This is a genomic window from Shewanella amazonensis SB2B (assembly GCF_000015245.1).
Taxonomy (GTDB): domain Bacteria; phylum Pseudomonadota; class Gammaproteobacteria; order Enterobacterales; family Shewanellaceae; genus Shewanella; species Shewanella amazonensis.
Map to the genome: position 1 here is coordinate 1,143,534 of NC_008700.1, position 12,487 is coordinate 1,156,020.

The 12,487-nt window shown below is 53.2% G+C and carries 12 protein-coding genes and 2 tRNA genes; 11 read left to right on the forward strand and 3 right to left on the reverse strand.

What is annotated here, in order from left to right; genetic code table 11:
- Window positions 1-85: 85 nt before the first annotated feature.
- From nagK to SAMA_RS04945, 5 genes are all read left to right on the forward strand, one after another.
- On the forward strand, window positions 86-991 hold the full coding sequence (nagK, locus tag SAMA_RS04925) for an N-acetylglucosamine kinase (RefSeq protein ID WP_011759060.1): 906 nt from the start codon (window positions 86-88) through the stop codon (window positions 989-991).
- Between the two features lie 44 nt (window positions 992-1,035).
- A complete protein-coding gene (nagB-II, locus tag SAMA_RS04930; RefSeq protein WP_011759061.1) occupies window positions 1,036-2,034 on the forward strand; it encodes a glucosamine-6-phosphate deaminase NagB-II in 999 nt (332 codons plus the stop codon).
- A gap of 19 nt (window positions 2,035-2,053) precedes the next feature.
- Entirely contained in the window at window positions 2,054-3,187 is a 1,134-nt protein-coding gene (gene nagA / locus SAMA_RS04935; protein ID WP_011759062.1) for an N-acetylglucosamine-6-phosphate deacetylase, read from the forward strand.
- 108 nt (window positions 3,188-3,295) lie between these two features.
- A complete protein-coding gene (gene nagX, locus SAMA_RS04940) occupies window positions 3,296-4,432 on the forward strand; it encodes a transmembrane glucosamine N-acetyltransferase NagX (RefSeq protein ID WP_011759063.1) in 1,137 nt (378 codons plus the stop codon).
- Between the two features lie 234 nt (window positions 4,433-4,666).
- Window positions 4,667-5,992, forward strand: coding sequence for a sugar MFS transporter (locus tag SAMA_RS04945; RefSeq protein WP_011759064.1), 1,326 nt, complete (start codon window positions 4,667-4,669; stop codon window positions 5,990-5,992).
- Window positions 5,993-6,163: 171 nt separating this feature from the next.
- Here SAMA_RS04945 and SAMA_RS04950 read toward each other — a convergent pair.
- Together SAMA_RS04950 and SAMA_RS04955 are read right to left on the reverse strand one after the other, a co-directional pair.
- Window positions 6,164-6,239: transfer RNA gene (locus SAMA_RS04950), tRNA-Thr, on the reverse strand.
- Window positions 6,240-6,247: 8 nt separating this feature from the next.
- A tRNA-Phe gene (locus SAMA_RS04955) sits at window positions 6,248-6,323 on the reverse strand.
- 370 nt (window positions 6,324-6,693) lie between these two features.
- On the opposite strand from SAMA_RS04955, the gene SAMA_RS04960 reads away from it, so the two are divergent.
- The 3 genes from SAMA_RS04960 (at window position 6,694) to greA (ending at window position 8,460) form a co-directional block, all read left to right on the forward strand.
- The gene (locus SAMA_RS04960) at window positions 6,694-7,239 is read left to right on the forward strand and encodes a cytochrome b (protein WP_011759065.1); all 546 of its coding nucleotides are present in this window, start codon (window positions 6,694-6,696) and stop codon (window positions 7,237-7,239) included.
- 2 nt (window positions 7,240-7,241) lie between these two features.
- The gene (locus tag SAMA_RS04965; RefSeq protein WP_011759066.1) at window positions 7,242-7,814 is read left to right on the forward strand and encodes a YceI family protein; all 573 of its coding nucleotides are present in this window, start codon (window positions 7,242-7,244) and stop codon (window positions 7,812-7,814) included.
- A gap of 169 nt (window positions 7,815-7,983) precedes the next feature.
- Window positions 7,984-8,460, forward strand: a complete 477-nt coding sequence (greA, locus tag SAMA_RS04970; protein ID WP_011759067.1) for a transcription elongation factor GreA — start codon at window positions 7,984-7,986, stop codon at window positions 8,458-8,460.
- An 81-nt stretch (window positions 8,461-8,541) separates the two neighbouring features.
- Here greA and yhbY read toward each other — a convergent pair whose 3' ends face one another.
- Complete coding sequence (gene yhbY / locus SAMA_RS04975) at window positions 8,542-8,841, reverse strand: ribosome assembly RNA-binding protein YhbY (RefSeq protein WP_011759068.1); 300 nt, start codon at window positions 8,839-8,841, stop codon at window positions 8,542-8,544.
- Between the two features lie 89 nt (window positions 8,842-8,930).
- On the opposite strand from yhbY, the gene rlmE reads away from it, so the two are divergent.
- From rlmE to folP, 3 genes are all read left to right on the forward strand, one after another.
- A complete protein-coding gene (gene rlmE, locus SAMA_RS04980) occupies window positions 8,931-9,560 on the forward strand; it encodes a 23S rRNA (uridine(2552)-2'-O)-methyltransferase RlmE (RefSeq protein ID WP_011759069.1) in 630 nt (209 codons plus the stop codon).
- 45 nt (window positions 9,561-9,605) lie between these two features.
- Window positions 9,606-11,558, forward strand: a complete 1,953-nt coding sequence (gene ftsH, locus SAMA_RS04985; RefSeq protein ID WP_011759070.1) for an ATP-dependent zinc metalloprotease FtsH — start codon at window positions 9,606-9,608, stop codon at window positions 11,556-11,558.
- Window positions 11,559-11,625: 67 nt separating this feature from the next.
- Window positions 11,626-12,465 (forward strand): dihydropteroate synthase, encoded by an 840-nt coding sequence (gene folP, locus SAMA_RS04990; protein ID WP_011759071.1) that lies wholly within the window; start codon window positions 11,626-11,628, stop codon window positions 12,463-12,465.
- Window positions 12,466-12,487 lie beyond the last annotated feature (22 nt).

The window sequence follows — 12,487 nt, forward strand, 5'->3', positions numbered from 1 at the left end:
TGCTGTAACATGAGATTAACTTAGAAAATGCATAAGGCGTGGACCAGGCATCCACCCCAAATCCGAATGTGCGAAGAGGAAAGTCATGGCATTTGACCAGACCCTGGAAGGGCAGTTGTACCTGGGTATAGATGGCGGTGGCAGTAAGTGCCGAGCAACTCTGTACAACAACAAACTCGACGTGCTGGGCACTGGTGTTGCAGGGCGCGCCAACCCTTTGTTTGGACTGGAGCAAACTTTCGAATCCATCCTGGCATCAACCGAAATGGCGCTCAGGGATGCGGGGTTGAGCCTCAATGATGCATCCTTGCTGGTGGCCGGTCTCGGGCTTGCGGGTGTTAATGTGCCGCGCCTGCTTGCGGACGTACAGGCGTGGCAGCATCCCTTTAAGACCATGTACGTGACCTCTGATTTACATACCGCGTGCATCGGAGCCCATCAGGGTGGAGACGGCGCTGTGATCATCACGGGAACCGGCTCCTGTGGCTATGTGCATGTGGGTGATGAAAGTCTTAGCCTTGGTGGCCATGGTTTTGCGCTGGGCGATAAAGGCAGTGGCGCCTGGCTTGGGCTCAGGGCCGCTGAACATGTGCTATTGCAACTCGATGGTTTTGCCGAGCCCACCGCGCTAACCGAGCGCCTGTTCGCTAACCTCGGTGTATCCGATGCCCTGGGCATTGTTGAGAATCTGGCAGGCCGCTCTTCCAGCTGCTACGCCACACTCGCCCGAGAGGTGTTTGCTGCCGCCGATGAGGGGGACAAGGTTGCCGTGGGCATTCTGCGTGAGGGCGCGGCCTACATCAGTGAGATGGCGCGCAAGCTTTTTACCCTGGAACCTGCTCGTTTTTCCATGATTGGTGGGCTGGCCGAGCCACTGCAAAAATGGCTGGACGCCGACGTGGTTGCGCGTTTGGAGCCTTCCCTGGCGGCGCCTGAAACGGGCGCAGTGCTATTCGCTATTCAGCAACATAACAAACAATCGGCTGCCTGACGCGACCGAGGTTACTCATAATTGCGAGACTTAAGGTGACACAGATGACCAATACCATCATGGAGCAGGAAGCCCGCACGGCTCCCGCCAAAATCGCGGCCCAGCTGGCTGCCAACGCTCAGATCACAGCCGAACTCGGCGCCAAGCTCAGAGAGCTTAATCCCCGCTTTGTGATGATTGTGGGTCGTGGCAGCTCCGATCACGCCGGTGTATTCGGAAAGTACCTGTTTGAAATCGAAACCGGTGTGCCTACGTTCGCCGCCGCACCTTCTGTTGCCAGCGTTTACGGTAAATCGCTGAAACTCGAAGGCGCGCTGGTGATTGTGATCTCCCAGTCCGGTCGTAGCCCTGATATTCTTGCCCAGGCCCGTATGGCCAAAAACGCCGGTGCCTTCTGTGTGGCGCTGGTGAACGACGAATCAGCGCCCATCAAAGACATAGTAGATGTTGTGCTGCCACTGCGCGCCGGTGAAGAAAAGGCCGTAGCCGCTACCAAGAGCTACCTGTGCACCCTGTCTGCGCTGATCCAACTGGCAGCTGCCTGGACCCAGAGTGAGTCGTTGGCCAAGGCAGTTGACACCATGCCAACCGCGCTGGAAGCCGCAGTAAACGCTGAGCCTCAGCTTACTGCAGAAGGTATTGGCGCCGTGCGTAACCTGGTGGTGCTGGGCCGTGGCCTTGGTTATGCCGTCTCCAAAGAGATTGCCCTCAAGCTTAAAGAAGTGTGCTCTATCCACGCAGAAGCCTTCTCCAGCGCCGAGTTCCTCCACGGTCCTGTGACCCTGGTTGAGAAGAAGCTGACCATTGTGGATGTTTGCGTGGGCGATGAGTCTTATGCCAGCCATATCGAACAGATTGAGAACGTCAGCAGCCGCGGTGCCGATTTGGTTCACCTGAACCAAACCTCCACCGACATTCACCCACGGGTGGCACCACTTGCGCTGCTGCAACGCTTCTACATTGATGTGGCCGCCGTAGCCGTTGCCCGTGGCATCGACCCGGATGCACCGGCGGGCCTGAAAAAGGTTACCCAGACCCTGTAATTGATTGCCCGGAGCGTCCATGAAAACGACCCTTATCGCCGAGCGCCTGTTTGATGGCGAGCAGTTTCACCACAATGTGCCTTTGACTGTGGAAGACGGCCAGGTGTTGGCCCTCGATACTGTCGCCGGCTGCGCCGAGGTAAGATTGCAGGGCACCCTGGTGCCCGGTTTTATCGATGTGCAGGTTAATGGTGGTGGCGGTGTGCTTTTTAACGACACCCCAACCGTGGCTGCCATTGAGGCCATTGGGGCGGCGCATGCCCGCTTTGGCACCACAGGTTATTTGCCGACGCTCATCACCGATAAGGTAGAGACCATGGCCCGGGCCGCCGATGCGGCCGCAGAGGCTATCGCCAAAGGATCCACCGGGGTGCTCGGGGTTCACTTTGAGGGGCCGCATTTGTCGGTACCCAAAAAAGGCGTGCATCCCGAGTCGCACATTCGCCGTATCGGCGATCGCGAACTGGAGATTTTTGCCCGTCAGGATTTGGGGCTAAAGGTAGTGACCCTGGCGCCTGAGAATGTGTCTCCTGAGGTGATCTGCGCTCTGGTCGATGTGGGAGTCAAGGTCTGCTTGGGCCACTCCAATGCTGATTACGCGACCACTGTCGCGGCGCTGGAAGCCGGTGCCACCGGTTTTACCCACCTTTATAACGCCATGTCGGCGCTCACTTCCCGAGAGCCAGGCGTTGTCGGCGCTGCCATCGACAGTGATGAAGCCTGGTGCGGTTTGATTGTTGACGGTCACCACGTGCATTCGGCGGCGGCCCGTATTGCTATCAAGGCCAAGCCCCGCGGCAAGGTGATGTTGGTGACCGATGCCATGCCTCCGGTTGGCATGGATGATAACGCCAGCTTTGAACTCTTTGGTATTCAAGTGGTACGTCAGGGGGACAAGCTTAATGCCCTGACCGGAGAGCTTGCCGGCTGCGTGTTGGACATGGCTGGTGCAGTGCAAAATACAGTCGACATGCTGGGACTGCCTCAGGCCGAAGCCATTCGCATGGCATCACTTTATCCTGCCGCCTTCCTTGGTATCGACAACAGGGTGGGAACCCTGAGTGTCGGTAAGCAAGCCGATATGGTACTGCTCGATGATAACGGCCGTTGCCGCGGAACCTGGATTGGCGGTAGGCAGGTGTTTGGCCTGTGACCCACACTAGACGACTACCGGCCCTGGTGGAGTCAGCTCCTCCGGGGCCTGTTTTTATCTGTAAAAAACTGAAAGACTGAACAGATAACAAAAATAAAGGATAGAAGCATGCAAGCAACACAGACCAAGGCCGCTAAGCCGAGGTTAATGTCACTGGACGCCCTGAGGGGCTTTGACATGTTCTGGATCTTGGGTGGGGAGAAGCTGTTTATTGCGCTCTTTGCCCTGACAGGATGGTCCTTCTGGCAGCTCGCCGATGCCGAGATGCATCATAGTGAGTGGCATGGCTTTACTTTTTACGATTTGATTTTCCCTCTGTTTATTTTTCTCTCCGGTGTGGCGCTGGGACTGTCGCCCAAACGGCTCGATAAACTGGCGCCAGCCGAGCGCAATCCAATTTATCGTCACGCGGTAAAGCGCTTGTTTTTGTTGCTGGCGTTGGGCGTGCTCTATAACCACGGCTGGGGAACGGGCATTCCGGCTCATTCAGACGAAGTACGTTATGCCAGCGTGCTGGGCCGCATTGCCTTTGCCTGGTTCTTTGCTGCGCTTTTGGTTTGGCATACCAGCCTGCGTACTCAGATAGCGACCGCCCTGGCTATTTTGTTTGGGTACGCTGCCATTCAGCTGTGGTTGCCGGTTCCCGGAGGTCAGGCAGGTGTGTTGACACCAAGTGGCTCCATCAACGCCTGGGTAGACACCCATTTTCTGCCGGGGATCACCTATCAACACCGTCCCTACGATCCTGAAGGTATTCTTTCCACTCTGCCGGCAATAGTGAATGCGCTGATGGGCGTGTTTGTTGGTCGCTTTATTGTGAAGCCAGACGCCAGGGGCGACTGGGCAAAGGCGGGAATTCTGACCGGGGCAGGGGGACTGTCGCTGGTGCTCGGTTGGAGTCTCGACTCGGTATTGCCGGTGAACAAAGATTTGTGGACCTCCAGCTTTGTATTGGTGACCACCGGCTGGAATTTGTTGTTCCTCGCTCTCTTTTATGTGCTGGTGGATGTGCTTGGTGCCAAGCGTCTGGCATTTCCGTTTGTGGTGATTGGGGTGAACTCCATCATTATTTATCTGGCATCCAGCCTGATGAACTGGGAATACCTCAGTAAGAGCCTCTTTGGTGGAGTTATCCATGCCTTACCTATGCCTGCCCAGGCGTTGGCGGCAGCCATCGGATTTTTGCTGGTACAGTGGGCCCTGCTTTATTGGATGTACCGTAAAGGCATATTCATCCGGATTTAATTCAAGGTTGTTAGCATGTTGGCGATCCGATGTGCATCTGGCAGCCCTGTTACATGTATTTTAATAAAATGACAGCGTTGTCTTTTTGGGCTTGGTGCTTTAACATCGGTGAAACATCAGACTAAAAGCCGCGCCAGATTGGCACAATGGTGCGGTGATATAACGAGTGCCGTTGGATGGATGGGATTGGGCTTACCCTGATCTTGATAAGAAACTATTAAAAGAAGCAGGCATATGAACATGACAGTTGCGAGCGAGGCTCAGGTGAGCCGCAGAAGCAGCGTACTGCCGATGACCATTATCGGCATACTCTTCTTCATCTTTGGATTTGTGACCTGGCTGAATGGTTCACTGATCCCTTTTCTGAAGGTTATCTGTGAGCTGAACGAGTTTCAGGCACTGTTTGTCACTTTTGCCTTCTACATAGCCTACACGGTAATGGCCTTGCCTATGTCCTCCATTCTACGCCGTACCGGTTACCGTAATGGTATGGCCATTGGTTTGGGCATCATGGTGGTGGGTAGCCTGGCTTTTATTCCAGCCGCATACAGCGCCAACTTCCTGCTGTTTTTGGGTGCCCTGTTTATTCTGGGAACGGGTTTGACCATTCTGCAAACGGCATCCAACCCTTACGTGGTTCATATCGGTCCCAAAGAAAGTGCGGCCATGCGGATCTCCATCATGGGAATTATCAACAAGCTCGCTGGTGTAGTGGTTCCGCTGCTGTTTACTGCGTTGGTGTTGTCGGGGCTTGAAAACTTCGATGAAGCTCACCTGTCGGCATTGAGCGACGCAGACCGAGCGGTGCAGATAACCGAGCTCTCAAGCCGCCTGGTGATGCCTTATATCTATATGGCCGTGGCGCTGCTTGCGCTGATCGCGCTGGTGAAGTTCTCTGGTCTACCAGAACTTGAATTTGAAGAAGCCGAATCCGCCGAAGGCGAGAAGGGCAGTATCACCCAGTTTCCTCAGGTTATTCTGGGCGCCATAGCACTCTTTGCTTATGTGGGTATCGAGGTGATTGCCGGCGATACCATTGGTCTGTACGGTCAGTCGCTTGGGGTGGCCAATTTCGCGTCGCTTACTTCATACACCATGGTATTTATGGTGATTGGTTATGCCATAGGTGTGCTCTGTATTCCGCGTTTTATCAGTCAGGAAAGGGCGTTGCTTGCCTCCGCCATTGCTGGTGGTCTGTGTGTGCTTGGTGCTGTATTTGGTTCTACCGAAAGCACCACACTGGCCTCAGCCCTCTGGGGATGGATGGGGGTGCCTTTGGTCCCCAACTCGGTAGTTTTTGTTGCCATGATGGGCCTAGCCCACGCGCTGGTGTGGCCTGCCGTTTGGCCTTTGGCATTGGATGGCTTGGGCAAGTTTACCGCCCAGGGTTCGGCGTTGCTTATCATGGGGATTTCCGGTGGCGCCATTTTGCCCCTGCTCTTTGGCAAGGTGGCCCATTTCAGCGGTGAGACTCAGCTGGGTTACTGGGTAGGCCTGCCATGCTATCTGTTCATCCTCTTCTATGCGGTGAAAGGACATAAGATGCGTAGCTGGAAATAACCGCGGGTATCTGAAATATTGTCGGTTAAAAGGAGGCTAAGGCCTCCTTTTTGATGGGCGAGTTTTCCCCTTAAGCTGATAAGTGTCTGAGTTTGGGTGCATAAAGGCGGGGAATGAGATAGAAATGCCAAAACGAAAAAAGCCACTCAAAGAGTGGCTTTAAACTTTTTATGGTGCCGGCACCAAGAGTCGAACTCGGGACCTACTGATTACAAGTCAGTTGCTCTACCAACTGAGCTATGCCGGCCTTAAAGGTGGTGCCCGAACCCGGAATCGAACCAGGGACACGCGGATTTTCAATCCGCTGCTCTACCAACTGAGCTATTCGGGCAACTAAGCTGAGCGTTAGTCGTCTACTTCAGACCGGGTCATTGTGCCCGTCTCGTCTGGAGTGCGCGTATAATATAGCGGTCGTTTTTTTCCTGCAAGCGCTTTTTCCTGAGTTGCAGCGTGTCTGGCCAGATAATCACCAAACCCCATAAAAAAGCCACATAATTGCCGAATTAACCAACAAAATGACGGCGTTGCAGCGCTACTCTTTGGCTGATTCGCGCCGGTTTAATGCATTGGGCCTCTGAAACTCTTGTCTCTTCCTTTCTTATTTCTAAAAAATCGAACCATATGGGCGATTTTTAGCGATTTTATTATTTCTGACACCGATTAAGATGAAAACCATTCTCGTTAGTCGGTGTGTTGATGATATGTGGCGAAATCGCGCGTCAGGTTATGGCTGGATTGCTATTGGAATTCACTGGATGATGGCCGTCCTGATCCTGGGGCTCTTCGCTTTGGGGTTGTGGATGGTGGAACTTAACTATTACAGCCAGTGGTACCAAGTCGCCCCATACTGGCACAAGGGCTTGGGAGGCGTTGTATTTGCCTTATTGTTACTGAGGCTGGGGATTCGGTTGGGGGACCAACAGCCCAGCGCCTTGGGGAAAGGCGCCGAAGTGGTGCTTGCCAAAATAGTGCATCTCGCGCTGTACCTGTTGCCACTGGGATTGGTGATAAGTGGCTACCTAATTTCGACAGCCGATGGCCGTGCCCTGGAGCTGCTGGGGCTGGTATCCATTCCATCGCTTGTGTCATTTCCGGGTCAGGAAGATACGGCTGGACAAATCCACGGTGTGCTTGCGTGGCTATTAATCGCCCTGGTGAGTGCCCATGCGCTGGCTGCCATCAAACACCACCTTATTAACAGAAACGCCACTTTATTAAGAATGCTAAGGCCCCAAAAGGAAATCTGAACATGAAAAAGACTCTACTTTCTGCCCTGTTTGTTACGTCACTTATCGCTGTGCCAGTCTCGGCTGCAGACTATGTGATTGATACTCAGGGAGCACACGCTTCCATCAACTTTAAAGTCAATCATCTGGGCTACAGCTTTGTGGTTGGCCGCTTTAACGACTTCGGTGGCGAGTTCAGCTTTGATGGCAAGTCACCTGAAACTGCCAAAGTAAAGGTGACAGTAAACACCCAGAGTCTGGACTCCAATCATGCCGAGCGTGATAAGCATTTAAAGAGTGCCGACTTTATCAATGCGGGTAAGTATCCTGAGGCCGTGTTTGAGTCTACATCTGTGAAGGCGGGCAGCGACGGCACTTTGGTTATCGAAGGTAACTTTACCCTTAACGGCGTAACCAAGCCGTTAACCATAGATGCCGTTGCCATCGGTGAAGGCAGCGACCCCTGGGGTGGCTACCGCGCGGGCTTTACCGGCAGTACCAGCTTTGCCCTCAAGGATTACAACATCAACTATGATTTGGGGCCAGCCTCTACCCATGTGACCCTGGACCTGGTAGTTGAAGGCATTCGTAAATAACGCGATATACACCTGTTAAGACGCCCCGAAAGGGGCGTTTTTCATGGGGAATTGTCGTGCATCGGCGACGGATTTCAGGGTACACTAGCGCCAATTTCACGCATCGTTTTCCTGTGCTGGTAGATTACCGGCATCAGGTTGCTTTTGTTTTAAGGAGACGAAAGACACTATGAATAAGGTGCCTATGACGGTGGTTGGAGCCGAGCAGCTCCGCAAAGAACTGGACATTTTGAAGTTTGACCGCCGCCCTAAAATCACTGAAGCCATTGCTGCGGCAAGAGAGCTTGGCGATCTGAAGGAAAATGCCGAGTATCACGCTGCCCGTGAAGAGCAGGGGATCTGCGAAGCCCGCATCCGTGATATTGAAGGCAAGCTGTCCAATGCCCAAATCATTGATGTCACCAAGATGGCCAACAATGGCCGCATTATCTTCGGTGCAACTGTCACTATTTTGAATCTGGATACCGATGCTGAAGTGACCTATCGCATCGTGGGTGACGACGAGGCCAACATCAAAGAAAACCTGATTTCGGTGAACTCCCCCATTGCCCGTGGCCTGGTGGGTAAAAACCTCGGTGACGAAGTTAACATCACCACTCCTGCCGGCGTGACTGCTTATGAAGTGGTGGAAGTGCAATACATCTGATTGCTTTCGGTGCTGACAAAACAAAAAAGCCGCTATTTAGCGGCTTTTTTGTTGATGCTCTTAATTAAAAAGAGCGAAAGATTATCGCGCCTTTGGCAGGGCAATCTTTTGTTCTTCGGACTGGCGATACAGCACCAGTACGTGACCGATAAGCTGCACCTTGGCGGCTTGGGTTTCACGTACAATGGCGTCAACGATGGCGTTTTTCATTTCACGATCGCTGCTGGCCACTTTCACCTTGATAAGTTCATGGTGACTCAGGGCTCCGTCGATTTCAGCCAGTACTCCCTCGGTCAGGCCATTGGCCCCGAGCAGCACCACCGGCTTTAAATCGTGCGCCAGTCCTTTGAGATGCTGTTTTTGTTTGGTGGTCAGATTCATTTGTACCAACTTTTGCTGAGTTACTGTTGAAAGTTGGGTATTCTACCCTTATATAGCCCTTGTGTAACTCTCATTGTCGCGGATTTTTAATGACAGCTAAAAAACGTTCGGCCAGCTCCACCCGTTGGATGCAGGAGCATTTCGATGACCACTATGTGAAATTGGCACAAAAACGGGGCTTACGCTCTCGTGCCGCCTTCAAGCTCGAAGAATTACAGGAAAAGGATCATCTGATAAAGCCCGGCATGACGGTGGTGGATTTGGGAGCAGCCCCCGGTGGCTGGTCTCAGGTTGCGGTCAAACTCGTGGGTGATAGGGGTAAGGTGATAGCCTGTGATATCCTGCCTATGGACCCCATTGTTGGCGTTGATTTTCTGCAGGGTGATTTCCGCGAAGATGCCGTGCTTAACGCATTGCTCGAGCGGGTGGGTGACGAGAAGGTAGATGTTGTGCTGTCTGATATGGCACCCAACATGAGTGGTTCTGATGGGGTCGATCAGCCCCGAGCCATGTATCTGGTGGAATTGGCACTGGATATGTGTCATCAGGTATTGGCGCCCAATGGCAGCTTTGCCGTAAAAGTCTTTCAGGGGGAGGGCTTTGACGAGTACATGAAAGCGGTCAGAGAGGCGTTTAAGGTCGTTAAGACACGTAAACCGGACTCATCACGGGCACGTTCCCGTGAGGTCTATCTGGTGGCGACCGGGTATAAGTTGTAGTACCCTAACGCTTAGCTTCGACAGACTTTAAAGAGGTCTATTAATTTGAGTGATATGGCAAAAAATCTCATTCTCTGGGTCGTCATCGCCGTTGTGCTGATGTCGGTATTCCAGGGTTACTCCCCCTCTTCTTCCTCATCGCAGAAGATGGAATACTCCACGTTCCTCGAAGAAAACAAAGCCGATCAGATCCTGTCGGTTGAATTCAAGAGTGACCAACGCACGATTGAAGGGCAAAAACGTAGCGGTGAAAAGTTCACCACTATCATGCCCATGTATGACCAGGACCTGATCAATGATCTGGTACGTAAAGGCGTTGTGATTAAAGGGGAAGAAGCGCAGGAATCCAGTTTCCTGACTCAAATTTTCATCTCCTGGTTCCCCATGCTGCTGCTTATCGGCGTGTGGATTTTCTTCATGCGCCAGATGCAGGGCGGCGGCGGAAAGGGCGCCATGTCCTTCGGCAAGAGCAAAGCCAAGCTGATGAGTGAAGATCAGATTAAAACCACCTTCGCCGATGTCGCTGGCTGTGATGAAGCCAAAGAAGAAGTGAAGGAAATGGTTGACTATCTGCGCGACCCGACCAAGTTCCAGAAACTGGGTGGCCGTATTCCTACCGGTGTGCTGATGGTTGGTCCTCCAGGTACGGGTAAAACCCTGCTGGCCAAAGCCATTGCCGGTGAAGCCAAGGTACCTTTCTTTACCATTTCAGGCTCTGACTTCGTCGAAATGTTTGTGGGCGTGGGTGCGTCCCGTGTTCGTGACATGTTTGACCAAGCCAAAAAGTCGGCTCCCTGTATCATCTTTATCGACGAAATCGATGCCGTGGGTCGCCAGCGCGGCGCTGGTCTCGGTGGTGGTCACGATGAGCGTGAGCAAACCCTGAACCAGATGCTGGTTGAGATGGATGGCTTCGAAGGCAACGAAGGCATTATCGTGATTGCCGCGACCAACCGTCCTGACGTACTGGATGCCGCGCTCTTGCGTCCAGGCCGTTTTGACCGCCAGGTGGTGGTGGGTTTGCCAGATGTTCGTGGTCGCGAGCAAATCCTGAAAGTGCATATGCGCAAAGTGCCGCTGGCTGAAGACGTAAAAGCCAGCGTTATCGCCCGTGGTACGCCCGGTTTCTCCGGTGCTGACCTGGCCAACCTGGTAAACGAAGCCGCACTCTTTGCCGCACGAGGCAACCGCCGCGTGGTGAGCATGGAAGAGTTTGAGCGCGCTAAAGACAAGATCATGATGGGCGCCGAGCGCCGCTCCATGGTGATGTCCGAAGCTGAAAAGGAAATGACCGCATACCATGAAGCGGGTCACGCCATCGTGGGTTATCTGGTACCCGAGCACGATCCTGTGCACAAGGTCACTATCATTCCCCGTGGCCGTGCACTGGGTGTCACCTTCTTCCTGCCAGAGGCTGACGCCATCAGTCAGAGTCGTCGAAAGCTCGAGAGTAAAATTTCGGTTGCCTACGGTGGCCGCCTGGCCGAAGAGCTGATTTACGGTACCGAGCAGGTATCCACTGGCGCGTCGCAGGACATCAAGTATGCAACTTCCATTGCCCGTAACATGGTGACCCAGTGGGGCTTCTCGGAAAAACTCGGTCCGCTGCTTTATGCCGATGAAGAAGGCGAGGTGTTCCTCGGCCGCTCCATGGCTAAGGCCAAGCATATGTCCGATGAGACAGCTGCGCTGATTGATGCAGAGGTCAAAGTCATCATTGACCGTAACTACGAGCGAGCCAATCAGTTGCTGGTTGAAAATATGGACATCCTGCATGCCATGAAAGACGCTCTTATGAAGTACGAAACTATCGACTCACGTCAAATTGAAGATTTGATGGAGCGCCGTGAAGTCCGTCTGCCCGCTGACTGGCAGAAGGATGAACAAAATGGTGATAAAGGTGACAAGGGTAATAAAGGCGTTGAAGCTGCAGCACAAGATAATGAGCCTGCAGAGCCTACCGATCTGAACCCTGATGAACCTGTGATCAAACATTGATAGTGCTTAGCGATTGATGTTACTTAGAAAACCCCGAACCCGGGGTTTTCTTGTTTAAGGAGTATCCGTGTTTACGCTAACTGCCAGAGAGAAAACCCTCGACCTGAGCCGCCCCGTGGTGATGGGGATTTTGAATGTGACTCCGGATTCATTTTCCGACGGAGGCCAATTCGCCGCTTTTGAACGTGCCTGTGAACATGCTGACCAGTTGGTAACAGAAGGCGCGGCCATCATCGACATCGGTGGCGAGTCTACCCGCCCCGGCGCTGCCGAGGTATCGCTGGATGAAGAGATCAGCCGCGTCATCCCGCTGGTAGAGTATGTCAGCAAGACACATGATGTATGGGTGTCAGTGGATACCAGTAAAGCCGGAGTGATGAGTGAAGCCGCCAAGGCAGGTGCCCACTTAATCAATGATGTGCGTGCGCTGATGGAGCCGGGAGCGCTTGAAGCAGCCGCGGTTTCGGGATTAGCCGTATGCTTGATGCATATGCAGGGTCAGCCGCGCACCATGCAGCAAAATCCGGAATATGACAATTTAATAGAAGATGTATGCACGTTTTTTGAACATCGTATTGCTGCCTGTGTTGACGCGGGGATCCCACGGGCGCAGATTATCCTTGATCCCGGTTTTGGATTCGGTAAAACAGTTTCGCACAACTATGAGCTGCTCGCCCGATTTGCAGAGTTTGAGCGATTTGGTTTACCGCTGCTGGCAGGCTTGTCCCGAAAGAGCATGCTTGGCAATTTGCTTGGCCGTGATGCAACTTCGCGTCTTGCTGGCAGTCTTGCTGGTGCCTTATTGTCGGCGCAGCAGGGCGCAAACATAATCAGGGTGCATGATGTCGCAGAGACGATAGATGTCCTCAAGGTGCTTGAGGCCACCCGGGAATATAAACACCTGTAATGATATTGGAGCAGGGACCAAC

What these genes read in the sequence shown, in the direction of transcription:
- nagK (WP_011759060.1), top strand. Translation starts at nt 86, where the DNA reads ATGGCATTTGACCAGACCCTGGAAGGGCAGTTGTACCTGGGTATAGAT.
- nagB-II (WP_011759061.1), top strand. Translation starts at nt 1,036, where the DNA reads ATGACCAATACCATCATGGAGCAGGAAGCCCGCACGGCTCCCGCCAAA.
- nagA (WP_011759062.1), top strand. Translation starts at nt 2,054, where the DNA reads ATGAAAACGACCCTTATCGCCGAGCGCCTGTTTGATGGCGAGCAGTTT.
- nagX (WP_011759063.1), top strand. Translation starts at nt 3,296, where the DNA reads ATGCAAGCAACACAGACCAAGGCCGCTAAGCCGAGGTTAATGTCACTG.
- SAMA_RS04945 (WP_011759064.1), top strand. Translation starts at nt 4,667, where the DNA reads ATGAACATGACAGTTGCGAGCGAGGCTCAGGTGAGCCGCAGAAGCAGC.
- SAMA_RS04960 (WP_011759065.1), top strand. Translation starts at nt 6,694, where the DNA reads ATGTGGCGAAATCGCGCGTCAGGTTATGGCTGGATTGCTATTGGAATT.
- SAMA_RS04965 (WP_011759066.1), top strand. Translation starts at nt 7,242, where the DNA reads ATGAAAAAGACTCTACTTTCTGCCCTGTTTGTTACGTCACTTATCGCT.
- greA (WP_011759067.1), top strand. Translation starts at nt 7,984, where the DNA reads ATGAATAAGGTGCCTATGACGGTGGTTGGAGCCGAGCAGCTCCGCAAA.
- yhbY (WP_011759068.1), bottom strand. Translation starts at nt 8,841, where the DNA reads ATGAATCTGACCACCAAACAAAAACAGCATCTCAAAGGACTGGCGCAC.
- rlmE (WP_011759069.1), top strand. Translation starts at nt 8,931, where the DNA reads ATGACAGCTAAAAAACGTTCGGCCAGCTCCACCCGTTGGATGCAGGAG.